The organism is Bradyrhizobium sp. LA2.1 (assembly GCF_040547725.1).
Taxonomy (GTDB): domain Bacteria; phylum Pseudomonadota; class Alphaproteobacteria; order Rhizobiales; family Xanthobacteraceae; genus Bradyrhizobium; species Bradyrhizobium barranii.
Genome location: NZ_JBEPQI010000006.1, coordinates 173,116 through 196,179, shown reverse-complemented (window position 1 = coordinate 196,179; position 23,064 = coordinate 173,116). Strand labels below are relative to the sequence as shown.

General features: G+C 65.3%; 19 protein-coding genes. 13 read left to right on the top strand and 6 right to left on the bottom strand.

The window, feature by feature from the left end:
• Window positions 1-20: 20 nt before the first annotated feature.
• Window positions 21-1,403: a sn-glycerol-3-phosphate ABC transporter substrate-binding protein UgpB gene (gene ugpB / locus ABIB95_RS13555; protein WP_354239965.1), complete on the bottom strand. Its 1,383-nt coding sequence runs from the start codon at window positions 1,401-1,403 to the stop codon at window positions 21-23.
• A gap of 143 nt (window positions 1,404-1,546) precedes the next feature.
• On the opposite strand from ugpB, the gene ABIB95_RS13550 reads away from it, so the two are divergent.
• From ABIB95_RS13550 to ABIB95_RS13505, 10 genes are all read left to right on the top strand, one after another.
• On the top strand, window positions 1,547-2,542 hold the full coding sequence (locus ABIB95_RS13550; RefSeq protein ID WP_354239963.1) for a TRAP transporter substrate-binding protein: 996 nt from the start codon (window positions 1,547-1,549) through the stop codon (window positions 2,540-2,542).
• Window positions 2,543-2,625: 83 nt separating this feature from the next.
• Window positions 2,626-4,626, top strand: coding sequence for a sensor histidine kinase (locus ABIB95_RS13545; RefSeq protein WP_223154137.1), 2,001 nt, complete (start codon window positions 2,626-2,628; stop codon window positions 4,624-4,626).
• Entirely contained in the window at window positions 4,596-6,341 is a 1,746-nt protein-coding gene (locus ABIB95_RS13540; protein ID WP_063979952.1) for an ATP-binding response regulator, read from the top strand. Before ABIB95_RS13545 ends, ABIB95_RS13540 begins: the two co-directional genes overlap by 31 nt.
• A 24-nt stretch (window positions 6,342-6,365) precedes the next feature.
• Window positions 6,366-7,097 (top strand): response regulator, encoded by a 732-nt coding sequence (locus tag ABIB95_RS13535; protein WP_028151984.1) that lies wholly within the window; start codon window positions 6,366-6,368, stop codon window positions 7,095-7,097.
• A 322-nt stretch (window positions 7,098-7,419) separates the two neighbouring features.
• Window positions 7,420-8,031 carry a sigma-70 family RNA polymerase sigma factor gene (locus ABIB95_RS13530; RefSeq protein ID WP_028151983.1) on the top strand — a complete coding sequence of 204 codons (612 nt, stop codon included), beginning with the start codon at window positions 7,420-7,422 and terminating at the stop codon, window positions 8,029-8,031.
• A 553-nt stretch (window positions 8,032-8,584) separates the two neighbouring features.
• On the top strand, window positions 8,585-9,283 hold the full coding sequence (locus ABIB95_RS13525; protein ID WP_354239961.1) for a cytochrome c biogenesis CcdA family protein: 699 nt from the start codon (window positions 8,585-8,587) through the stop codon (window positions 9,281-9,283).
• A 31-nt stretch (window positions 9,284-9,314) separates the two neighbouring features.
• Window positions 9,315-9,878, top strand: coding sequence for a thioredoxin family protein (locus ABIB95_RS13520; protein WP_354239959.1), 564 nt, complete (start codon window positions 9,315-9,317; stop codon window positions 9,876-9,878).
• Between the two features lie 84 nt (window positions 9,879-9,962).
• Window positions 9,963-10,937: a hypothetical protein gene (locus ABIB95_RS13515; protein ID WP_354239957.1), complete on the top strand. Its 975-nt coding sequence runs from the start codon at window positions 9,963-9,965 to the stop codon at window positions 10,935-10,937.
• Between the two features lie 350 nt (window positions 10,938-11,287).
• The gene (locus ABIB95_RS13510) at window positions 11,288-11,881 is read left to right on the top strand and encodes a L,D-transpeptidase (protein WP_354239955.1); all 594 of its coding nucleotides are present in this window, start codon (window positions 11,288-11,290) and stop codon (window positions 11,879-11,881) included.
• Between the two features lie 55 nt (window positions 11,882-11,936).
• Window positions 11,937-12,974 (top strand): amino acid ABC transporter substrate-binding protein, encoded by a 1,038-nt coding sequence (locus tag ABIB95_RS13505; protein WP_071917064.1) that lies wholly within the window; start codon window positions 11,937-11,939, stop codon window positions 12,972-12,974.
• A gap of 290 nt (window positions 12,975-13,264) precedes the next feature.
• On the opposite strand, the gene ABIB95_RS13500 is transcribed toward ABIB95_RS13505, so the two are convergent.
• On the bottom strand, window positions 13,265-14,404 hold the full coding sequence (locus ABIB95_RS13500) for an acyl-CoA dehydrogenase family protein (RefSeq protein ID WP_354239953.1): 1,140 nt from the start codon (window positions 14,402-14,404) through the stop codon (window positions 13,265-13,267).
• A gap of 182 nt (window positions 14,405-14,586) precedes the next feature.
• Complete coding sequence (locus ABIB95_RS13495) at window positions 14,587-15,786, bottom strand: acyl-CoA dehydrogenase family protein (RefSeq protein ID WP_354239951.1); 1,200 nt, start codon at window positions 15,784-15,786, stop codon at window positions 14,587-14,589.
• A 136-nt stretch (window positions 15,787-15,922) separates the two neighbouring features.
• On the opposite strand from ABIB95_RS13495, the gene ABIB95_RS13490 reads away from it, so the two are divergent.
• A complete protein-coding gene (locus ABIB95_RS13490; RefSeq protein ID WP_354239949.1) occupies window positions 15,923-16,468 on the top strand; it encodes a carboxymuconolactone decarboxylase family protein in 546 nt (181 codons plus the stop codon).
• Window positions 16,469-16,558: 90 nt separating this feature from the next.
• The gene (locus tag ABIB95_RS13485; protein ID WP_354239947.1) at window positions 16,559-17,053 is read left to right on the top strand and encodes a VOC family protein; all 495 of its coding nucleotides are present in this window, start codon (window positions 16,559-16,561) and stop codon (window positions 17,051-17,053) included.
• A 127-nt stretch (window positions 17,054-17,180) separates the two neighbouring features.
• Here the strand turns inward: ABIB95_RS13485 and ABIB95_RS13480 are convergent, their stop codons facing one another.
• Window positions 17,181-18,416, bottom strand: coding sequence for an MFS transporter (locus ABIB95_RS13480; protein WP_354239945.1), 1,236 nt, complete (start codon window positions 18,414-18,416; stop codon window positions 17,181-17,183).
• A gap of 174 nt (window positions 18,417-18,590) precedes the next feature.
• Window positions 18,591-19,838 carry an MFS transporter gene (locus ABIB95_RS13475; protein WP_354239943.1) on the bottom strand — a complete coding sequence of 416 codons (1,248 nt, stop codon included), beginning with the start codon at window positions 19,836-19,838 and terminating at the stop codon, window positions 18,591-18,593.
• Window positions 19,839-20,035: 197 nt separating this feature from the next.
• On the opposite strand from ABIB95_RS13475, the gene ABIB95_RS13470 reads away from it, so the two are divergent.
• On the top strand, window positions 20,036-22,105 hold the full coding sequence (locus ABIB95_RS13470) for a prolyl oligopeptidase family serine peptidase (RefSeq protein WP_354239941.1): 2,070 nt from the start codon (window positions 20,036-20,038) through the stop codon (window positions 22,103-22,105).
• Window positions 22,106-22,328: 223 nt separating this feature from the next.
• On the opposite strand, the gene ABIB95_RS13465 is transcribed toward ABIB95_RS13470, so the two are convergent.
• On the bottom strand, window positions 22,329-23,000 hold the full coding sequence (locus ABIB95_RS13465) for a DUF938 domain-containing protein (protein ID WP_354239939.1): 672 nt from the start codon (window positions 22,998-23,000) through the stop codon (window positions 22,329-22,331).
• Between the last annotated feature and the right edge of the window lie 64 nt (window positions 23,001-23,064).

Genomic DNA, 23,064 nt, shown 5'->3' with positions numbered 1-23,064 from the left:
GGCGCGCGCTCAGGCATACGCTACCGGTCCGGGCTGGCGCGCTCGAACTGGCGCAGCAGCTTGTTGCCGCGCTCGACCGCGGCATCGAGCGCGGCCTGCGCGCCCTTCTGGCCGGTAAAGGCCTGCTCCAGCTCGTCCTCGATTGCGCCGCGGATCAGCACGAAGGAGCCGAGCCGGATGCCCTTCGAGTTCTCCGTCGGCTGATGCAGCGTGATCTCCTCGAACGAGATCGCGGAGCCCGGATTGCGCTCGTAAAAACCCTGCGCGCGCGTCAGCTCGAAGGCGGCGCGGGTGATCGGCAGATAGCCGGTGTTCTGGTGCCAGGCGGCCTGCACGCCGGGCTGCGACAGATAGGCGAAGAACCGCGCTACGCCCTTGTATTCCTGGCGCGGGCGGTCGCGCAGCACCCACAGCGTGGCGCCGCCGATGATCGAGTTCTGCGGTGCGTTCTTCACATCGGGCCAGTACGGCATCATGCCGTAGCCGATATCGAACTTCGAATTCGCCTTGATGTCGGCCCGCGTCGCCGAGGAGCCGATGAAGATGCCGCATTCGCCCTTCTGGAAGCGCGGCTCGGCCGACTGCCCGCGGCCGCCGTAATCGAACACCTTGTCCTTCTGCCACTCGGCGAGTTGGGCGATGTGTTGCACGACGACCGGGTTGTTGATGGTCAGCTCGGCATCCAGCCCCGCGAAGCCATTGGTCCGCGTCGCGAGCGGCAGATTGTGGAAGGCGGAGAAATTCTCGATGTGGATCCAGGACGGCCAGGAGGTGGTGAAGCCGCACACAGCGCCGCGCTCGCGCAGGCGTTTTGCGGCAAGCCCAAGCTCGGGCCATGTCCTCGGCGGCGTCTCCGGATCGAGGCCCGCGTCGCGGAACATGGTCTTGTTGTAATAGAGGATCGGCGTCGAGGAATTGAACGGGAAGGACAACAGATTGCCGGCCGCATCGGTGTAATAGCCGGAGACTGCGGGAAGGTAATCGCCCAGCGAGAACGGCTCGTTCATGTCCCGCATCATGGTGAACACGGGATAGATCGCGCCCTTGGCCGCGGTCATGGTGGCGGTCGCGACCTCGTTGACCTGGACGATCGCCGGTTGGCTGCGCGAGCGGAAGGCGAAGATCGCCGCCGTCACCGTCTCGGTGTAGTTGCCCTTGTAAGCAGGCACGATGCGGTAATCGGACTGCGAGGCGTTGAAGTCGGCGGCGAGCTTCTCGAGCTGCCGGCCAAGCTCGCCGGACATGGCGTGCCACAGCGCGATGTCGGTGGCGGCGCGCGCCTGAGGAGGCATTGCGAGGACGATGAAAGCGGCGAGGATCCGCAAAAGACTCGATGCTGAAATCACGATGGCTCTTCCCGTGTCGCGCGGCAAAGGCGACCGTACCTGCTTAAGGCGCGGCATTTCCTGTTTCAACCGGGAATGAACGGCGGCCGCGCCGCACAATCGCTCCGCCGGGTGCGGCGGGATGGCCTTCCCTCAACCATCTGTTAGATTGCATTGAACCTTTTTGCTTCGCCATAGACTCCACCACTGAGGGGTTGAGTGTGCCAGTGCTGAACCGTGCCGAACTCTCGCGGACCGGGGTGATCTTCGTCGCGCTTCTGCTCGCGGTCTGCGCGACGAGCGCAGCTGCGCGAGAATTCCGCGCCGCCGACACCCAGGCCGAGGATTACCCGACCGTCCAGGCGCTGCGCTACATGGGCGCGCTGATTGCCGAGCGCACCGGCGGCCGGCACGAGATCAAGGTGTTCCATTCCCGTCAGCTCGGCGAAGAGAAGGAGACCATCGAGCAGACCAGGGTCGGCGCGATCGACCTTAACCGGACCAATGTGGCGCTGATCGGCAACTTCGTCCCGGCGATGAACGTGCTCGCCATGCCGTTCCTGTTCCGGTCCATCGAGCACATGCAGAAGGTGCTGGACGGGCCAATCGGCAGCGAGATCCTCGGCAGTTTCGAGCCCTACGGCTTCGTCGGGCTCGCCTTCTACGATTCCGGCGCGCGGTCGATCTACAACGGCGTCCGTCCGATACGAAGTGTCGCCGACCTCAAGGGATTGCGGATCCGGGTGCAGCAGTCGGAGTTGATGAGCGAGATGATTCGCTCGCTCGGCGCCGAGCCGGTCGAGATGCCCTACGGGCAGGTGCTCACCGGGCTTGCCAACCATCTGATCGACGGCGCCGAAAACAACTGGCCATCTTTCGTGACGACAGACCATTACAAACATGCCGGCCACCTCGCGCTCACCGAGCACACGATGAGCCCGGAAGTGCTGGTGATCTCGCTGAAGGCCTGGAAAAGCCTGTCGGCGGACGACCAGCAGATCTTCCGCGAGGCCGCGGCTCGCTCCAGCCGGTTCATGCGCGAGAAGTGGCACGACCTCGAGGAGCAGTCGCAGCACAAGGCTGAAGCCGCCGGCATCACCGTCGCTAGGGACATCGACCGCAAGCCGTTCGAGGAGGCGATGGCTGCGATCTATGCCAAGGCGGGGCGCGATCCCGCCGCGGCCGCGCTGATCGAACGCATTCGCAAGGTGGAGTGAGCCGCTTGGCTGCACTTGGACACAGCGAGCACGCAGACAGGCCGCCCGGCCCGCTCGGGCGGCTGCGCGCACGCCTGGTCGGGATGCTCCGCGCGGTGCCGATCCGCTGGCGCATCCTGTCGATCGCGGCGCTGAACTCGGCCGTGGTCGTGGTGCTGGTGGGGCTGATCTGGAACGGCACGCAGGTGCTGGGCTCGGCCTGGGGCGACGTCCGCCAGGTGCGCGAGTCCGACCGCATCCTGGCGCTGCTCGAGAGCGAGACCGGGCGCCTGCACAATCTGATCCACCGCTACATCAACCAGCCGAGCCCGGACCTGTTCGCCGAGATCCTGCTGCTGCGCGAGGCGGTGCTGGGCACGCTGACCGACCGTGCCGCCAAGGACCCGATGCTGTCGGGCTCGGTCGAGGAACTGGAGCGCACCACCGACCGCTTCCTTAACGGCTTCGGCGAGCTGCGCAGCGTGCAGGCGACCATCGCCAAGACCTATGAGGAGCAGGTGCAGGGCCCGGCCAGGGACATGGCCGGTCTCTATTCCATCATCGAAGGCGCCACCGGTCATCGCGACGCCCTGATCTGGCCCTCGCTCGGCAAGTCCCGCGAGGCCTTCACCGCGATGCTGGTGGCCGCCAACTCCTACTATCTGTCGCTCTCGCCGGGTGCCGCCGATGATGCGCGCCGCAACACCGAGACGATCGAGAAGACCATTCCGGTCATGATCGATCTCGCCGACAACGACCTGCAGCGCATGGCGCTGCAACGGCTCGGGACCCGCACCATGGCGCTGCGCGAGGGTTTCGCCAAACTCTCCGAGCAGCTGACGAGCCGCACCGAATTGCTGCGCAACACCATCGACGCCAGCCAAGCCGAGGCGATCGGCGCCATCGACGACCTCTCCACCAAGATGCGCCAGCGCGAGCAGAAGGCGCAGGAGACGTTTGATCGTACCTTGGCCGATATCTCGCGGCGGGTGCTGTCGATCGCGGTGATTTTCCTCGGCATCATCCTCACCGCGGGCGTGCTGATCGCGCTGTCGATCCGCCTGCCGCTGCAGCAGATCATGACCGCGATGCGCGCGATCACGCTCGGCGACCTCGACCGCGAGGTGCAGGGCACCAAGGCACGCGACGAGGTCGGCGCCATGGCGCGCGCGGTCGAGGTGTTCCGCGAGAACGCGATCGCGAAGCGCGAGACCGAGGACGAGCTGCGCGCGTCCAAGGAGAAGGCCGAGAGCGCGCTGCTCGAGCTCAACACCGCGCAGCAGAATTTGATCGACGCCGAACGGCTGGCGGCGCTCGGCGGCCTCGTCGCCGGCGTCGCGCACGAGGTCAACAACCCGATCGGCATCAGCCTGACCGTTGCTTCGAGTTTTGCCCGGCGCACCGAGATCTTCGAGGCCCAGCTCAAGGGCGACGGCGGCCTGCGCCGCTCGCAGCTTGAGGAGTTCGTGCAGTCCTCGCGCGACGCCTCGCAGCAGCTCGTCGCCAACCTCACCCGCGCCGGCGAGCTGATCCAGTCGTTCAAGCAGGTCGCGGTCGACCGCTCGCATGCCGAGCGGCGGCAGTTCTCACTCAGCGAAGCCACCGACCAGATCATCGCCAGCCTGCGTCCGGTCCTGAAGCGCTCGCCGATCACGCTCCAGGCCGACGTGCCCGAGGGGCTCCTGCTCGACGGCTATCCAGGCTCCTACGGCCAGATTCTGACCAACCTCTTCCTCAACGCCGCCAACCACGCCTTTGCCGACGGCCGCGCCGGCACGATCACGATCTCGGCGCGGCCGCGCGGGACCGACGACATCGAGATCATCTTCGCCGATGACGGGGCCGGCATGACCCCTGACGTGCAGCGCCAGGCCTTTGACCCATTCTTTACCACCCGGCGCAATGAAGGTGGCACGGGACTCGGCTTGCATATCGTCTATAACCTTGTCACCCAGCAGCTCGGCGGGCGCATGATGCTGGAATCCAAGCTGGGACAAGGCACTACTTTTCGCATTATCATGCCCCGGGTCGCCAAGGGCGGCGCGCAAAGCACAGAGACTGACGGGACTTCTCAATGGCCGAACAGGACGATGTCCTCCACCTGATCGACGATACCGGTACCGCACCGGAGGACCAGAACGCACGGAAGTGGAAGATCGCCGTCATCGACGACGATCCGGCCGTGCACGACGGCACCCGCTTCGCGCTGTCCGACTACAGCCTCAACGGCCAGGGGCTGGAGATCCTCTCCGCCCATTCCGCGGCGGAAGGTCGCAAGCTGATGGCCGCGCATGGCGACATCGCCGCCGTGCTGCTCGACGTCATCATGGAGACCGATGTCGCCGGCCTCGAGCTGGTCGAGTTCATCCGCAACGAGCTCAAGAACGAGACCGTACGTATCATCCTGCGCACGGGACAACCCGGCCAGGCGCCGGAGCGGCGCGTGATCGTCCAGTACGACATCAACGACTACAAGGCCAAGACCGAGCTCACCGCAGACAAGCTGTTCACCTCGCTGACCGCGGCGCTGCGCTCCTATCAGCAGCTCGAGCGCATGGTGCAGACGCGGCGCGGGCTCGAGATCATCATCGACGCCGCCTCGACGCTGTACGACTTCAAGTCGATGCAGCGTCTCGCCGAGGGCGTGCTGACCCAGCTCGCCTCGCTGCTCAATGTCGATTGCGCTGGCATATTGGTGCTGCGCGACAATGGCGGCGTGGACCCCGAGCTCTCCGTGCTCGCCGGCAGCGGCTGCTACAGCCGCTTCATCGGCACGACCTCGTCGAAGGCGCTCGACCCCGATCTGCGGACGATGGTCGAAGCCGCGTTCCAGGGCCGCAAGAACGAATTCGCCGACCACCGCAGCGTGATCTATCTGCGGACCGGCTCCGGCCGCGAGGTGGTGGTGCTGCTGCAGGCCGAGCGCGAGCTGTCCGAGACCGACCGCTCGCTGGTCGAGATCTTCTCCAGCCGGCTCTCGATCGCCTTCGACAACGTCATCCTCTACCAGCAGCTCCAGGACGCCAACACGCAGCTCGAGGACCGCGTCGCCCAGCGCACCCGCGCGCTGATGCAGGCCAACCGCCGCCTCTCGGCGCAATGGCTGCGGCTGCAGCGCGCCAACGGCTTCAAGAACGAGATTCTCGGCACCGTCGCCCACGACCTCAAGAACCCGCTCGGCGTCATCCTCGGCCGCACCGAGATGCTGAAGGAGCTGATCTCGACCGGCGCCTCGTCCGACGGCGTGGTCGCCCAGGTCGATCACATCCGCGATGCGACGAAGCGCCTGACCACGATGGTCGATCATCTGATCTCCGACGCGATGGCCGATGCCTTCGACATCACCATCCGCCGCGAGCCGGTCGACGTGGCGGCGCTGGTGAAAGAGGTCGCCGATGCCAACCACCCGCTCGCGGTCAACAAGCAGCAGGCGATCAGCGTCACGGCGCCACCCAACATCGTCACCATGTGCGACACCGACCGCATCCGCGAGGCGATCGACAATCTGATCAGCAACGCCATCAAATACTCACCGATCGGCGGCAAGATCATCGTCGCCGTCACCCATGAGGCCAGCGATACCGTCGTCCGCGTCAGCGACGAGGGCGCCGGCCTGTCGCCGGAGGATCTCGGCCGCCTGTTCGGCCGGTTCCAGCGGCTGTCGGCCAAACCGACCGCGGGCGAGAGCTCGACGGGGCTTGGGCTTTCCATCGTCAAGCGTATTATCGACATGCATGGCGGCGAGGTGACGGCCGAGAGCGACGGTCCCGGCAAGGGATCGACCTTCACCATCACCCTGCCCGCGACCGAGTTGCCGTGATTCGAGTACCGAGATCTGAGTGATATGACCCAAAGCCAGCACATCATGATCGTCGACGACGAGGCCCCGGCCCGGGAGATGGTCGGCGATTACCTCAAGATGCACGGCTTCACCGTGACGCTGTGCGACGGCGGCAAGAGCTTGCGCACCGCGATCGACGGCAGCATGCCGGACCTCGTCGTGCTCGACCTCAACATGCCCGAGGAAGACGGCCTCTCGATCATCCGCGACCTCAAGAGCCGCATCAACGTGCCCGTGATCATGCTGACGGCGACCGCGAGCCCGATCGACCGTGTCGTCGGTCTCGAGCTCGGCGCCGACGATTACGTGGCAAAGCCCTGCGAGCTGCGCGAGCTGATGGCGCGCATCCGCTCGGTGTTGCGGCGGAGCACGCCGGTGAAGGCGGCCGAGACCGCGCCCGCCAAATCGGACAAGGATCAACTGGTGCGCTTCGGCACCAAATGGCTCGACCTCGAAGCGCAGGCCTTGCGCGACGACGAAGGCAACGAGCATCCGCTCACCGCCTCCGAGTTCGGGCTGCTGAAAGTGTTCGCGGCCAATCCGAAGCGCGTGCTGTCGCGCGAACGCCTGCTCGAACTGGCCAATGCGCGCGACGCCGAAGCCTTCGATCGCGCGGTGGATCTGCGCATCATGCGCATCCGCCGCAAGATCGAGCCCGACCCGACCAAGCCGGCCGTGATCCGCACCATCCGCGGCGGCGGCTATCTGTTCTCGCCCGCGGGCGAGAAGGCGTAGGGCGCGCGGCACCTACCGCTGTCGTCCCGGGCTCGCTTCGCGCCCCGGAATGACGGCGTGGGCGGCGCGACCGAACGCAAAGCCCGGAATTTCGTTCCCGGCTGCCCCGGACGCTCCCCAATCCCCACCCCCGTATTTTCCGTACATTGAAATTCCACGGCTTTTCGCCCCGAATGTTTCGTCGCAGCCTGTCCGACGAAACAATTTGGCGGCGCACGAAACCATTTTTCGCTTTTCGTGCAGACGTCCCGAAACGTTCGCTGATTAACACTTTGGTCCAAGGAAACGCCGCTCGGTTGCGGCGCTACGGGGAGCTAAGTCAATGCCGAACGTCATCGCCATCAACGCCCAAGCCAGCCAGAGCATCATTGCCGCTCAGGCGACCTCGGACGACATGCTCCTGGAGAGCATTGCGGACGGCAACCGGACGTCCATGCACATCCTCTATTGCCGGCACAATGTGCGGGTTTATCGCTTCATCCTGCGCATCGTGCGTGACGCGACCACGGCGGAAGACCTCGTCAGCCAGGTGTTCCTCGACGTGTGGCGCACGGCAGGCCAATTCCAGGGCCGCTCGCAGGTCTCGACCTGGCTGCTCTCGATCGCGCGCTTCAAGGCGCTGACCGCGATGCGCCAGCGCCGCTTCGAGGACATCGACCAGGACGACGTGCGCCAGATTCCTGACGATGCCGAGACGCCGGAGACCTCGCTCGACCGCAACGACACCAGCGCCATCCTGCGCGCCTGCGTGCAAAAGCTGTCGCCCGCGCATCGCGAGATCATCAACCTCGTCTACTACCATGAGAAGTCGGTGGAGGAGGTCGGTCAGATCATCGGCATCCCGCAGAGCACGGTGAAGACCCGGATGTTCTATGCCCGCAAGCAACTGGCCGATTTGCTTAAGGGCGCCGGCGTCGACCGTTTCGCCGCCTAAGGCCAAGGATTTCAATGGGATAGGGCCTGATTTTCGGCCCTGTCCCCGGACACGGAAGTGTTACCGCCGACGAAATAATTGAAACAAAGCACAACATCAGGCGGAAAAACTTCCCTCCTATAAAGCTCACATACGGTTTCGTTAAACCTCCCAAGACTTCCAGCGACCCGGACGGGATGCCCCCCTCCGGGTCGTTTTGTGTTTGGGCCGATAAAGCCGCGGCAGGCTCGGTGCACCTCTCTCGCTTGAGTGAGGCTGCCACTGCTCTCTCATTCCCTCCCCCCTTGCGGGGGAGGGGCAGGGAGAGGGGTACCGCACGGGGACTCCCTCGATTTGTCGTGCGCGGCACGATCGCGGATGGATAGACCTTTCCCGGGGCTACCCCTCTCCCCCGCCCTCCCCCGCAAGGGGGGAGGGAGCGCACCGTCGCCGCGGCCAATCCCGCCCGGCACGCCCGACACCAGGCACCCGCCCCCTCACGAACGTGTGACGCCACGTAACAACCCGCGCAGCCATCCCGAACTGCCCTCGTGACCTCCTTCACGAGTGCCCGATGCTCGAACTTGTCTTCGCTGTCCTTGCCGGCATCCTGACCATCGCCGCGCCCTGCACGCTGCCGATGCTGCCGATCCTGCTCGGCGCCTCGATCGGGCGGGCGGGCCGCTTGCGGCCCGCGATGATCGCGCTCGGCTTCGTCGTCTCGTTCTCGGCGACCGCGCTGCTGTTGGGTGCGATCACGCGGCTGTTCGACTTCGATCCGAACGTGCTGCGCGAGGCCGCGTCGATCCTGCTGCTCGGCTTCGGCCTGTTGATGCTGTGGCCGGCGCCGTTCGAATGGCTCTCGATCCGGCTCAACGGCTGGCTCGATCTCGGCAATGCCGGCGCCGTGCAGCGCGAGGGTGCGCTCGGCGGCCTCGTGCTCGGCACCACGCTCGGCCTGGTCTGGACGCCCTGCGCCGGTCCTGTGCTCGGCTCGATCCTGACGCTGGTCGCGACGTCGAAGAACGCCAGCTGGGCCGGCGTGCTGTTGATTGCCTATGCCATCGGCGCAGCGATCCCGATGCTCGCGATCGCCTATGGCGGACAGGCTGCGACCACGCGGGTACGCAGCCTCGCGCGGATCTCGCCGCGGCTGCAGCAGGGCTTTGGCGTCGTCGTGATCGCCTTCGCGGTCGCGGCTTATTTCCAATACGACACGCTGATCGTGGCGTGGCTCACCGGATTCTATCCCACCGGCCAGATCGGCCTGTGATCATCCCTCATCTTCACCGGAGGACGCTTCCATGACTTTCAAATTGCTCGCCGTCTCCGCCGCACTGATCGGCATCGCCGTGACAGGCGCCGTCATCCCCGGCATCTGCGACGAGGCCGCGCGCGCCACCCCTGTCGTCACGGCTGCCGCAAGCCAGCAGGCTGCGCCCGACTTCACCGGCATCAATACCTGGTTCAACTCGAAACCGCTCAGCATCGCCGACCTCCGCGGCAAGGTCGTGCTGGTCGACTTCTGGACCTATGGCTGCGTCAACTGCGTCAACACGCTGCCGCACGTCACCGACCTCTACGCCAAATACAAGGACAAGGGCCTCGTCGTGGTCGGCGTGCATACGCCGGAATTCCCGTTCGAGCGCTCCGCCGCCAATGTGCAGGCCGCACTGAAGCGCCACGGCATCACCTATCCGGTGGCGCAGGACAATGATTCCAAGACCTGGAACGCCTACCAGAACCAGTATTGGCCGGCGCAATACATCATCGACCAGAACGGCAAGATCGTGTTCCAGCACGAGGGCGAGGGCCGCTACGACGAGATCGACCGCACCGTGGCAAAGCTGCTGAACGCCAACAGCTGAGGCCGGATCGCCGCTGCCGCCGTTGTTGCTTGACTCCACGGACCCGTCCGTGGAGTTTCCCGAGCGACGGAATCAGCGCCCGCAATGGACGACGCGACCACCAGCCCCGACATTCGCCTTCGCGAAGGCGCCTCGATCGCGCAGCGGCTGGTCATGTCCGGCTTTGCGGCCGCCGTGGCGCTGTGCTTCACGCCGGGCCTGTTCACGCACGACACGTTGGAGGTGATCGTCTCGGTGGCCGCGCTGCTCGTCGGAGCAGCGTTCGTCGCCGGCATCATGCTGGCGCCTGCGGTGGTGTGGATCATCACGCCGAACGAGATCCTGATCGGGCAACAGCGACCGTTCGGAAAGCTCCGGACCAGGATCGTCGCGAAGGACGACATCAGGGGATTACAGGTTCCCGGCAGCAAGCGGGCGAAAGCCCGTTTCCAGCTGGCCTTCACACTGGCCTCGGGGGAGCGCCTGACGTCGCCGCCGATCTCGGACGTCACGCATGTACGCGACACCGTGGCGCGGATCGCCGCGCAGTTCGATGTCCCCGACGTCGAGTCACCCGTCAATCCGCTCGATGCCAGCAATCCCGAGATGCGTCTCGGCGAGCCGCTCGAGGCGTTTTCGGCGCGGGACATAAGGATTGTCGCGCTGATCGCCGTCGCCTTGTCCGCCGTTCCCTACGCCTACAAGCTCTGGCGTGGATGGCCGCCCAGCCATGTCGATATCCTGCTGCTGCCGCTCGGCGCGATCGCCGCATTCGCGGTTTACAGATACGCCAATCTCGTGACCGGCGCGTTCTGGATCATCCGCGAGAGCGATATCCGCGTCGAACGCCTGTGGGGCGACGGCACGCCGCGCGCCGACCATATCGAGGGGCACGACGTGAAGACGATCACCGTCGACCGCCGCGGCCGATCCGAGGACGATCACTGCATCGTCACCATCCGATTGCGCTCGGGGCGACGCTTTCGCAGCCCACGAATCGGGTCGCGGATCGAGGCCCGAGCGGTGGGTGCCGAAATCGTCCGACGGCTCGGGATCGCGGCGGAGAGTAATAAGATTTAGATCGCGCTACGCCCACGTCGTCATGGCCGGGCTTGTCCCGGCCATCCACGTCTTTACCCAGGGCACGAAGAACGTGGATGCCCGGGCCTTCGCCTCGCCGAAGCGGCTTCGGCCGCGCAGGCGGGACAAGCCCGGGCATGACGGATGCAGATTTGACAGCCCGCCACCCGAAGGATGGCGCCGGCACTGCTTTTCGCGCCATCCCCTGTTTGTGGCATTGCCCGGCCTCGTCAAAAAACCAAAGCATTCTCGTGACATACCAGCCGGGCGCGCCATGAACTTGCCACGAAGCTGCCCCTGAGTTCAGATGGTCCGAATGATTTACGCTGTGGCAGCGGGGAGAGCTTGAAATGACGGATTATCGTCGCCTGACCGGGGCGTTCATCGCGGCGCTGGGCCTGGTCCTGAACACCTCATACGCCATCGCCCAGCAGCCCGACCGCGGCGATGAGCCGGGCCTGGTCGCCGACGACGCCTACCAGCTCGAGCCAGAATGGCAGAAGCAGGTGGTCTACTTCCGCACCACCGAAACGCCGGGCACCATCATCATCTCGACCGCTGAGCGCCACCTCTACCTGGTGCAGCCGGGCGGGCGCGCGATCCGTTACGGCATCGGCGTCGGCCGCGACGGCTTCCAGTGGCAGGGGCTGGTGAACATCACCAACAAGAAGGAGTGGCCGGACTGGACGCCGCCGCCGGAGATGATCCAGCGACAGCCCTATCTGCCGCGCTTCATGGCCGGCGGCCCCGGCAATCCGCTCGGTGCCCGCGCCATGTATCTCGGCACCACCGTCTACCGCATCCACGGCACCAACCGTCCTGATACGATCGGCACCAAGGTATCCTCGGGCTGCTTCCGTCTCGTCAACCATGACGTCGCCGATCTCTACGATCGCGTCCCGGTTGGCACCAAGGTGGTCATCCGACAGAAGCCCGAACTCTGATCTTCCTCGCCTTAGCGAATAGTCCTTTTCCCGATTATTTCGAGAGAGCAACATGATGCGCACTTTTCGAGGCGGCCTGCTGATCGGGCTCGCCGTTGCCGTACTGGTCGGCGCCCTGGCGGTGATCTATGAGTTCTACGATACCCGCACCCTGAAGCGCACCGTTCGCCGCGGCGAGGTGCTGTGCGGCGTCAACAAGGGCCTGCCGGGCTTCTCGATCCCCGATGACAAGGGCAACTGGACCGGATTCGACGTCGATTTCTGTCGCGCGGTGGCAGCCGCCATCTTCAACGATCCCGGCAAAGCCAAGTTCGTTCCACTCGACGCCAGCGAGCGCTTCAAGGAATTGCAGAGCCGCAAGGTGGACATCCTCTCGCGCAACTCGACCTGGAGCATGGCGCGCGAGCTCGACTATGACCTCTATTTCCCGGCGGTGGCCTATTACGACGGCGCCGGCTTCATGCTGCCGCGTTCACGCAACAAGGAGACTTCGCTGGACCTGACCGGCAGCAAGGTCTGCGTGCAGGCTGGCACGACAACGCTGCTCAACGTTGCCGACTACTTCCGTGCCAACAACATGAAGTATGAAGAGGTGAAGTTCGACAAGCTGGATGACGTGGTGAAGGCCTACGACACCGGCAAGTGCGACACGCTCTCCGCCGACGTCTCCCAGCTCTACGCGCTCAGGCTGAACCTCTCCAAGCCCGGCGACAACATGATCCTGCCGGACATGATCTCCAAGGAGCCGCTCGCGCCCGTGGTGCGCCAGCGCGACGACGACTGGATGATGATCGTGAAGTGGACGCTCTACGCGATGATCAACGCCGAGGAGCTCGGCGTGAGCTCGGAGAACATCGACGAGGCGCTGAAGTCGAAGAAGCCGGAAGTGATGCGCCTGGTCGGCACCGAGGGCAATTACGGCGAGCAGCTCGGCCTCACCAAGGACTGGGTCGTCCGCATCATCCGCAACGTCGGCAATTACGGCGAGATGTACGAGCGCAACATCGGCGAGAAGTCCAAGCTGAAGATTCCGCGCGGCATGAACCAGCTGTGGAATGCGGGCGGCGTGCAGTACGCGCCGCCGATGCGGTAGTAGCTTCCGGCTCAGCCACGCTCTCAATCGTCATGCCCGGGCTTGTCCCGGGCATCTACGTTTTTGAGGCACCTTAAGAACGTGGATGGCCGGGACAAGCCCGGCCATGACGGAGCTTGGGGCAGGCGCTCTCCACCTTCTCAACTGTCATCGCCCGGCTTGACCGGGCGATCCAGTATTCCGAGACGTCAATCGTATGCGGACAGGCCGCGGCGTACTGGGTCGCCCGGTCAAGCCGGGCGACGACACCGCGTGTGAGGCGCGCTCTTCGCGCCTCTCCTCAACTCAGATCAATATCCCCGCGCTCTTGCCAGCTGCTCGGTGTGGTAGTTCGCGTCGCCGAACAGCTCCTCGCACACGCGCGCGCGCTTCATGAAGAAGCCGATGTCGAACTGGTCGGTCATGCCCATGCCGCCATGCATCTGCACGCCTTCCTGCACCGCGCGCGTGGCGGTGGTGCCGGCGCGGGCCTTGGCCACGGCGACGCTTGATGCGGCCTTGGCGACGTCGGCATCCAGTGCCTGCAGCGCCTTCATCGTGGCGGCGCGGGTGATCTCGATGTCGACATAGAGCTCGGCGGCGCGGTGCTGCAGCGCCTGGAATTCGCCGATCAGCTTGCCGAACTGCTTTCTGTTCTTGAGGTACTCGACGGTGCGGTTGAAGACTTCTTCGCTCAAGCCCACCATTTCGGCGGCGACCGCGCCGCGGCCGACGTCGAGCACGCCGTCGAGCAGCGCCGCGCCCTGATCGACCTCGCCGAGCACGCTATCGGCGTTGACCTCGACATTGGCAAGCTCGATCCGTGCCGCGTTGTGCGCGTCGACCATGATGGTGCGCTCGATCGCAACGCCCTTGGCCTTGGGATTGACCAGGAACAGCGTCAGCCCTTCACGCTCGCCGGCGGCGCCAGCGGTGCGCGCCGCGACGATGAAGAGGTCCGCAACGTGGCCGTCGACGACCAGCGCCTTGGCGCCGCTGAGCTTGAAGCCATTGCCGGCGCGCACCGCCTGCAGGCTGGTCTGAAGCGGGCGATGCTTGGCACCTTCGTCGATCGCGAGCGTCGCGAGCAGCGAGCCGTTGGAAATTTTCGGCAAGAATTCCGACTTCTGCGCGGCATTGCCGCCGCGATTCAGGGCCGAGGCCGCGACCACGCTGGTGGCGAGGAACGGCGACGGCATTAAGCTGCGGCCGATCTCTTCCATCACCACACCGGCTTCCATGAAGCCGAGACCGCTGCCGCCGAACTCTTCCGGCACCAGGAGGCCGGCAAAGCCCATCTCGGCGAAGGAGTGCCACAGCTCCTTGGAGAAGCCGGTGGGATCCTTGGCGTCGCGCAGGGATCGCAGGTGCGACACCGGCGCCTTGTCGCTGATCAGCCCGCGCGCGGAGTCGCGGAGCATCGATTGTTCTTCGGTGAGGACGAGGGCCATGTGCGTGTTTCCGATGCGAAATCTATTTTGTCTTCGTCATTCCGGGATGCGCCGTAGGCGCAGGCCCGGAATCCATACTCCCGATTGGTGGTTATGGATTCCGGGCTCGCGCTTCCGCCTTCGCTCTTCGAGCTTCGGCGGACAAGTCGCGCGCCCCGGAATGACGGGTGGTGAGAGCGTGCTCACGACCCCGGCAAATCCAGGATGCGCTTGGCGACGATGCCGAGCATCACCTCCGTCGTGCCGCCCTCGATCGAGTTGGCCTTGGTGCGCAGCCAGGCGCGCGGGCGGGCGCCCTGCCTGGAACGCTCGCTCTCCCATTCCAGCGCGTTGACGCCACCGGCCGACATCAGGATCTCGTGGCGGCGCTTGTTGAGCTCGGTGCCGTAATATTTCATCGCGGACGAGAACGCCGGATGCGCCTGGCCGGCCTTGGCAAGATCAACCGCGCGTTCGGCGCAAGCAGCGAGCGCTGCCTCATCGACGTCGAAGCTCGCGATCCGGCCGCGCAGCATGGAATCGTCGAGCTTGCCTTGTGCATCGGTGCCGACGGAATCCGCCGCGATCTGGCCGAGCGGCCGGCCGACGCCGCGCTCGCCCATGCCTGATATCATCGCGCGCTCATGCTGGAGCAGATATTTTGCCACGTCCCAACCGCGATTGACGGTGCCGACCACGTGGGACTTCGGCACGCGGACACCGTCGAAGAAGGTTTCGCAGAACGGCGAATAGCCGGAGATCAGCAGGATCGGCTTGGTCGTCACGCCCTTCGAGGCCATGTCGAACAGGATGAAGCTGATGCCGTCGTGCTTCTTCGCCGTGGGATCGGTGCGCACCAGGCAGAAGATCCAGTCGGCATAGTTGGCATAGGACGTCCAGATCTTCGAGCCCGTGATGACGAAATCATCGCCGTCGCTCTCGGCGCGGGTCTGGAGCGAGGCGAGATCGGAGCCGGCGTTCGGCTCGGAATAGCCCTGACACCAGCGGATCAGGCCCGCCGCGATGTCAGGCAGGTGCTCTTTCTTCTGCGCCTCGTTGCCGTATTTGAGCAGCGCCGGCCCCAGCATCCAGATGCCGAAGCTCGACAGCGGCGGACGCGCGCCCATCCTGGCCATCTCGGCGCGCAGCACCTTGTGCTCGGCAGCGCTCAGGCCACCGCCGCCATATTCCCTCGGCCAGTCAGGTACGGTCCAACCCTTGTCGCGCATGCGCTCGAACCAGAGGCGCTGCGGCTCGGACGCGAATTTCGTATTGCGTCCGCCCCAGAACACGTCGCTATCCGAGGTCACCGGCTTGCGCATCTCCGGCGGGCAGTTGGCTTCCAGCCAGGCGCGCGTCTCGCTGCGGAATTTCTCAAGATCGGCGGGTTCAGATTCACTCATGGTCGTTTCCATCAATCAAAAAGACTTGTTGGGCGCGACTCTGAGCCATCGCACCGTGGAATTCAACCACTTCCGTGGCGCTGCATTCGGCTATAGTCGCCGCCACGGCGACCTTGAAAACAAAGAGGAAATAACAATGCGCCTGAAACTCCTTTCGCCTGGCGAAATGAACGAGAGCCAGCGGCAGACCTATGACGAGTCGATTGCCGGCAAGCGCGGCAAGCCGCCGGCGCCGATGATGGCCTGGCTCAACAGCCCCGACATGGCCCGTCACGCCACCCGGCTCGGCGAAGTGCTGCGCTACGACACGATATTCCCCGCCAAGCTTTCGGAGATTGCGATCCTGGTGACGGCGCGGCACTGGACTGCGCATTACGAATGGTATGCGCATAAGCGCCTGGCGCTCCAGGGCGGCATGGATCCTGAGATCATCGACGCGATCCGCGACCGCCGCACGCCTGTCTTCGACGATCCCAAGGGCCAGATGATCTACGACGTCGCGAAATCGTTGCATGAAGGCCATGGCGTCGAGAAGGGCCTCTACGATGCGGCCGTCGCGTTGCTCGGCGAGCGCGGCGTCGTCGAGGTGATCGGGCTGTGCGGCTATTACACAATGGTGTCGATGACGCTGAACACGTTTGAGTTCGAGCTGCCGGAGGGCGAGGTGCCGGAGCTCTCATAGTTTCGTATCCGGAAACGATGGGTTTCGGGATAGGCAGGTAGCACTGTCCCGAAGCCGGCCTTATCTGGAGTTGGTCAACGGAGCAGCACCATGTCGCAAAGCCCAACCGTCCATGCCGGCACAAGGATCGGCCACGTTCACCTCAAGGTCGCCGATCTCGATCGTGCGCTCGGCTTCTATTGCGGCGTGCTTGGTTTCGAGCTGATGCAGCGCATGGGCTCGGGCGCGGCGTTCATCTCGGCCGGCGGCTATCATCACCACATCGGACTCAACACCTGGGAGAGCAAGGGTGGCTCGCCGCCGCCGCCGGGCACGACGGGCCTCTTCCACACCGCGATCCTCTATCCGACGCGGCCCGCGCTTGCGGATGCGCTGCATCGCGTGCTCACGGCCGGCATTGCGCTCGACGGCGCCAGCGATCACGGCGTCAGCGAGGCGCTGTATCTGCGCGATCCCGACGAGAACGGCGTGGAGCTGTATTGGGACAAGCCGAAAGAGCAATGGCCGCTCGGGCCGGACGGCAAGCTTGCGATGTTCACGAAGCGGCTCGATGTCGAGGGGTTGCTGAAGCAGCGCGAGGCTTAAATACCGCTCTCTCCTCGTCATTGCGAGAAGCGAAGCGACGAAGCAATCCAGACTGTCTCCGCGGAAAGATTCTGGATTGCTTCGCTGCGCTCGCAATGACGGAGTGTGTTGAGGCGCCGTCGCGCCTCTATGCCGTTTTCGCTCGCGGCGTCCCACGCACCATGATCAGCGCCGCCGCTGCCACCTCCAGCGCGATGCAGAGATAGAACGGCAGCTCATACCCGCCCGAGAAATCTCGCAGGAAGCCGACGACGCCCGGGCCGAACGCATAGGTCACCTGGTTGATCGCCGTATTCAGGCTGATCAGCACGCCGAACGAGGCGGAGTCGAATTCCTGCTGCACGATCAGCGACGGCAGCGTGATGAGATTGCCGACCGAGAAGCCGAACACCGCGCAAGCCGCGATCAGCGCATAGTCGTTGTGCAAATTGATGACGACGCAAAGCGCCGCAGCCTGGCTGAGGAACGACAGCGCTGACGCCAGCCGCTGGTTGAGGCGGTCGATCACCATCGAGAACAGCACGCGGCCGATCACCGCCATCGCGGTCAGCACCGCGACCGCCACCGCCGCGCGCTCGCGGCCGATCACGGGATCGAGGAACGAGATCAGGTGCACGATGAAGCCGACCTGCGCGAACAGCACCAGCGCGAACGCAATGGTCACCGTGAGGAAGCCGACGTCGCGCAGCGCCCATGCGCGGATCTCCGTCGACGATTGCGGCCTGGCCTTCGCCGTCGCGTGCCAGCCGTGAAGATCGGGCGGCCGGCCGACGAGAAGCAGGATCACCGGCAGCAGCAACACCAGCATGGCGCCGGCGGCGGCGTACATCGCGCTGGCAAAGCCGACATGGCCGATCAGGGTCACCAGCAGCGGCACGCCGACGATGCCGCCGAAGCTGGCGCCGTTGAGCGCCAGGCTGATCGCCATGCCGCGCTTCTGGTCGAACCACAGGCTGATCGTGTTGGTGATCATGGCGAGACTGGTGCCGGCCCAGCCGAAGGCGAGCACGGCGTCGGCGAGATAGAGCTGCCAGGGCTCGCGCACCGCGCCGATCGCGACCGCGGCCGCCGCCATCGCCAGCGTGCCGGCGATCAGGCAGAGCCGCGGGCCATATTTTCTGACCGCCTCGCCAACAAAGACGACGAGCAGCGCGCCGAACAGATAGAAGAACGTCGTGCCCGAGGAGATCAGCGAAGCCGGCCAGCCCCGCGCGCGCTGGAGCTCGGCGACATAGACGCTCTGGCCGTAGAAACCGAGCCCCCAGCCGAAGGTCGCGAGCAGGAAGCAGACCGCGACGATGCGCCAGCCTTCGTAGCGGAGGGAGGATTCGTCGATGCGAGACTGTTGAGGATTGTCGAGCATGCTGCCTACTCCGTCATGCCCGGGCTTGTCCCGGGCATCCACGTTCTTCGATCCGCGCCCAAGACGTGGATGGCCGGGACGAGCCCGGCCATGACGCATCATCTAATAAACCGCCTCCAAAAATCACTTCGACAGCGATCGAACTATCAACGCTGCTGACAGCCTCCTGCCAACTCAGATCGCATCCGGGAATTCGCCCATCGCCGCGTCCAGCCGCGCCTTGCGGCGGCGGGCCCAGGACGCCAGTGAGAGCACGGCGAGGCCGAGCACCACCGGCGGGAATACCACCATGTTCACCGCGGACCAGCCGTAATTCGCCAGCAGCTGGCCGGAGGAGAACGAGCCGATCGCCATCATGCCGAACACCAGGAAATCGTTGAAGGCCTGCACCTTGTTGCGCTCCTGCGGACGGTGCGTCTCCAGCACCAGCGCGGAGGCGCCGATGAAGGAGAAATTCCAGCCGACACCGAGCACGATCAGCGTGGCCCAGAAATGCATCGCGGTGAGGCCGGAGAGGCCGATGCCGGCGGCCACGGCCTCCAGCAGCAGGCCCGCGGCGACGATCTTGGGCGCGCCGAAACGCGCAATCAGCGCGCCCGTGAAGAAGCTCGGCCCGTACATGGCGACGATGTGCCATTGAATGCCGAAATTGGAATCGCTGACACTGAGGCCGCACATCTTCATGGCGAGCGGCGCCGAGGTCATCACCAGATTCATCATGGGATAGGAGATGACGCCGCACAGCGCCGCCGCGATGAAGCGCGGCTGGGTCACGATCTCGAGCAGCGGCCGGCCGCCGTGCAGATCTGCCGGTGCCGGCTTCGGCATGTCGACGCCGGCGACGATGCCCATCGCGACCAGCGCGACGGCGGCCTGCACCAGGAAGCTGAAGGCGAACAGGTAGGGCGACCAGACATCCATGGTCCATTGCACGAGCTGCGGACCGAGCACGCCGGCGAACACGCCGCCGGCCATCACCCAGGACACAGCTTTCGGCCGGTAGGCCGCGCTCGCGCCGTCGGCGGCGGCGAAGCGATAGGATTGCGCCACCGCGCCGTAGAGCCCGCCGAGGAAGGTCGCGACGCAAAACAGTGCGAACGACGCATGCAAAATCGCGAACGAGCCGCACAAACCGGTGAGCGTGCCCAGACCCGTGCCGACGATGAAGGCCGCGCGGCGGCCGAAGCGGCGCGAGATCGCACCGGTCGGCAGCGTGCCGGCGGCGAGCCCCAGCACATACATCGAGATCGGCACCGTCGCGAACGACATGTCGGGCGCGAGCGTCGCGCCGACGATCGAGCCGGTGGCGAAGATCACGGCCGAGTTGGCGCCGGTCAGCGCCTGCGCCGCGGCAAGGCGCACCACATTGGCACGCACGCGGGCGTCGGCAGCGATTTCGTGGGCTGTAGTCACGTCTAACATCGGCATTTCCGCCCCAAGGGGCTCACAAGAGCCTTGTTGATTCCCAGCACTATGGAGGGGCGTGGGAGGGCGGGCAACCGGCGCAAACGGGCGCAGGCCATGCCTCTGACGCAATCGGGCGGATGATACCGGCCCGCGCTATTGACGGCTTGCGCTCGATCAAATCCTATCCGCCGCGACCTGCAGGAGTATCGTTCATGTCCGTCGACGACCGGCCCACGCTCAGCGCTCCCGACGACGATCCCTGGCTCTGGCTGGAGGAGATCGAAGGCAAGCAGGCGCTCGATTTCGTCGCGCGGCAGAATCAACTGACGCTCGCCGCGTTCGGGGGCGCGGCCTTCGAGCGCGACCGCGATGTCCTCGCGGCGATCTACGATCGTCCCGACAACATCCCCTATGTCAGCCGGCGCGGCAGCGATCTACACAATCTCTGGAAGGATGCCGCCAACCCGCGCGGCCTGTGGCGGCGAACCACGCTGGCGGAGTTTCGCAAAGCGAGTCCTGCGTGGGAGGTCATGCTGGATATCGACCAGCTTGCGGCAAAGGAAGGCGAAGACTGGCTGCTGAGCTCGATCAACTCGCTGCGAGGGACCTCGCGGGCCATTCTGAGCCTGTCGCGCGGCGGCAGCGATGCCGTCACCTTGCGGGAGTTCGACCTCGACACGAAGAGTTTCGTGGCGGACGGTTTTGTGCTGCCGGAAGCCAAGGGCGACGTGGACTGGATCGATGCCGATACGCTGCTGCTGTCGAGCGCCCATGGTGAGGGCATGGCGACTACTTCCGGATATTCGCGGACCGTTCGCGTGTGGCGGCGCGGCCAGCCTGTCGATCAGGCGCAAACGATCCTCGAGACCACGGCCGACCACATGGCGATGTCAGGCGTGGCCGACGACACGGGACCGGCGCCGCGGGTCTGGATCGTCGACCAGATCGATTTCTTCGACCATGCGATCTGGCTGCGCGATGCGGCTGGCGCGACGACGAAGCTCGATCTGCCGACCGGCATCTGGATGCAGGCGCATGGCGACTGGTTCGCGATGAAGCTGCGCAAGGACTGGACGGTCGAGGGGCGGACCTATGCCACCGACACCGTGCTCGGCATCTCGCTCTCCGCGTTCCTCGCAGGCCACCGCGATTTCGCGGTCCTGTTCGAGCCCGCGCCGCGGCGCGCTCTGCAAGGCTTGTTCTGGGCGGGCGGCAAGCTGGTGCTGTCGATCCTCGACGAGCTGCAGCCGCGCTTCGAGATCTGCACGCCATCAGCGACGGGCTGGAGCCGCGAGACGCTTCCCGGCCTCCCGCAAATCGGCGTCGTCGACATCTGGCCGCTCGATCGCCATCCGTCCGAGAGCAATGGAGACCTGCTCGCCAATGTGCAGGACCCGCTCACGCCGCCGTCGCTGCTGTTGCTGGAGCGCGGCGTCGCAAGCCCGACCGTGCTGAAGCAGGCGCCGAAGACGTTCACCGCCGACGGCCTCGTGGTCACACAGCACGAGGCGATCTCGATCGATGGCGAGCGCATTCCCTATGTCCAGACCGGTCCCGCCGGCGAGACCGGCGTTGCGCCCGTCTATATGAGCGCCTATGGCGGCTTCGCCCATGCGGTGAAGCCGTACTACAACCCCTCGCTCGGCAAGCTGTGGCTCGAGCGCGGCGGCACCATCGTGCAGGCGAATTTGCGCGGCGGCGGCGAGTTCGGCACCCGCTGGCACGATGCCGGCCGGCTCGCCGGCAAGAAACTCTCGCACGACGATTTCGCGGCCGTGGCCGCCGATCTCGTGCGACGCGGCGTGACGCAGCCAAAGCGGATCGCGGCGCAAGGCGGATCGAACGGCGGCATCCTCATCACCAACATGCTGGTGCGCTACCCCGAGCGCTTCGGCGCGCTGTTCTGCACCATTCCGCTGATCGACATGCGCCGCTACACAAAACTGCTCGCGGGCGCGAGCTGGATCGCGGAATATGGCGACCCTGATAAACCCGAAGAGTGGGAGTGGCTGAAGACCTACTCGGCCTATCACAACGTGAAAGCCGGCCAGTCCTATCCGCCGATCCTGATCGCCACGACACGCCGCGACGACCGCGTTCATCCCGGCCACGCGCGCAAGATGGCCGCAAAGCTGCAGGCGATGGGCTACGAGGCCTGGTTCTACGAGCCGGAAGCAGGTGGCCACGGCTACGGCAAGGACAACAAGGAGCGCGCGGGGTTCGAGGTGATCGGCTTCCGGTTCTTGAAGGACAGGATCGGGTGGAAGGACGGCGAGGCGTAGTCGCGCTGCCGCTCGGGGACTTTGATCGCGTCACGACGTGAGGCGGCCACTGCTCTCTCATTCCCTCCCCCCTTGCGGGGGAGGGGCAGGGAGAGGGGTGGCCACGCGGGGGACTCTCTCGATTTGCGCGCGCGGCAGGTCGTAGATGGATAGACCGTTTCCTGGGCTACCCCTCTCGCCCGCCCTCCCCCGCAAGGGGGGAGGGAGCGCACCTCCTGCGTCGCTAGCGCGAAAACACCAGCGTCAGATTGTTTGCCGGCATCTCGATCGTGTCGACGAGGCGAAGGCCGGCTCCGCGGGCGAGCGTCTCGACGTCGCTGATATCACGCACGCCCCATTCGGGATTGCCTTCGCGCAAGGAGGTGTCGAACACGGCATTGCTGAGCGCGGTGTGCTTGCCGTCGCGCTTGAACGGGCCGTAGAGGAACAGCTTGCCGTCGGCCCGCAAGTAGCGGCCGGCACCGGCGAACAGGCCCTCGGCCACGCTCCATGGTGCGATGTGGATGACGTTGGCGCAGAACAATGCGGCAAGACTCGTCGGGCCCTGTCCGCTTCGCATCTCCGGACACCAATCGGGGTCGGTGAGATCGATCCGCAGGGGTGAGCGGATGTTTTGCAGGCCCGAATGAACGCGCCAGGCCTCGATGCTCTTGAGGTGGCGCTGGTTGAGGTCGCTCGGCCACCAGATCAGGCCGGGTGTGTGCTGCGCGAAATGGACCACATGCTGGCCGGTTCCGCTGCCGAGCTCGACGACGTTGCCGCTCAGGCCTGCGAGATGCTTTTCCAGCGCCGCCCAGAGCGGCTCGTGATTGCGATGAAATGCCGGTGCATCGAGCCGCCCATCCGACTCGACCCGTCCGCCGTCCCTGCCAAATTCGACGACATATTCTGCCAATTGAGGTCCCCTTGAAAAAACGAGAACGGGAAAAAAACACGATGGGCGCCCAAACGCCCCGAAA

Coding starts and splice junctions, on each gene's coding strand:
- ABIB95_RS13525 (WP_354239961.1), top strand. CDS start 8,585: ATGCTCGAACTTGTCTTCGCTGTCCTTGCCGGCATCCTGACCATCGCC.
- ABIB95_RS13505 (WP_071917064.1), top strand. CDS start 11,937: ATGCGCACTTTTCGAGGCGGCCTGCTGATCGGGCTCGCCGTTGCCGTA.
- ugpB (WP_354239965.1), bottom strand. CDS start 1,403: ATGCCGCGCCTTAAGCAGGTACGGTCGCCTTTGCCGCGCGACACGGGA.
- ABIB95_RS13500 (WP_354239953.1), bottom strand. CDS start 14,404: ATGGCCCTCGTCCTCACCGAAGAACAATCGATGCTCCGCGACTCCGCG.
- ABIB95_RS13530 (WP_028151983.1), top strand. CDS start 7,420: ATGCCGAACGTCATCGCCATCAACGCCCAAGCCAGCCAGAGCATCATT.
- ABIB95_RS13510 (WP_354239955.1), top strand. CDS start 11,288: ATGACGGATTATCGTCGCCTGACCGGGGCGTTCATCGCGGCGCTGGGC.
- ABIB95_RS13470 (WP_354239941.1), top strand. CDS start 20,036: ATGTCCGTCGACGACCGGCCCACGCTCAGCGCTCCCGACGACGATCCC.
- ABIB95_RS13535 (WP_028151984.1), top strand. CDS start 6,366: ATGACCCAAAGCCAGCACATCATGATCGTCGACGACGAGGCCCCGGCC.
- ABIB95_RS13540 (WP_063979952.1), top strand. CDS start 4,596: ATGGCCGAACAGGACGATGTCCTCCACCTGATCGACGATACCGGTACC.
- ABIB95_RS13495 (WP_354239951.1), bottom strand. CDS start 15,786: ATGAGTGAATCTGAACCCGCCGATCTTGAGAAATTCCGCAGCGAGACG.
- ABIB95_RS13480 (WP_354239945.1), bottom strand. CDS start 18,416: ATGCTCGACAATCCTCAACAGTCTCGCATCGACGAATCCTCCCTCCGC.
- ABIB95_RS13475 (WP_354239943.1), bottom strand. CDS start 19,838: ATGTTAGACGTGACTACAGCCCACGAAATCGCTGCCGACGCCCGCGTG.
- ABIB95_RS13515 (WP_354239957.1), top strand. CDS start 9,963: ATGGACGACGCGACCACCAGCCCCGACATTCGCCTTCGCGAAGGCGCC.
- ABIB95_RS13490 (WP_354239949.1), top strand. CDS start 15,923: ATGCGCCTGAAACTCCTTTCGCCTGGCGAAATGAACGAGAGCCAGCGG.
- ABIB95_RS13545 (WP_223154137.1), top strand. CDS start 2,626: ATGCTCCGCGCGGTGCCGATCCGCTGGCGCATCCTGTCGATCGCGGCG.
- ABIB95_RS13485 (WP_354239947.1), top strand. CDS start 16,559: ATGTCGCAAAGCCCAACCGTCCATGCCGGCACAAGGATCGGCCACGTT.
- ABIB95_RS13520 (WP_354239959.1), top strand. CDS start 9,315: ATGACTTTCAAATTGCTCGCCGTCTCCGCCGCACTGATCGGCATCGCC.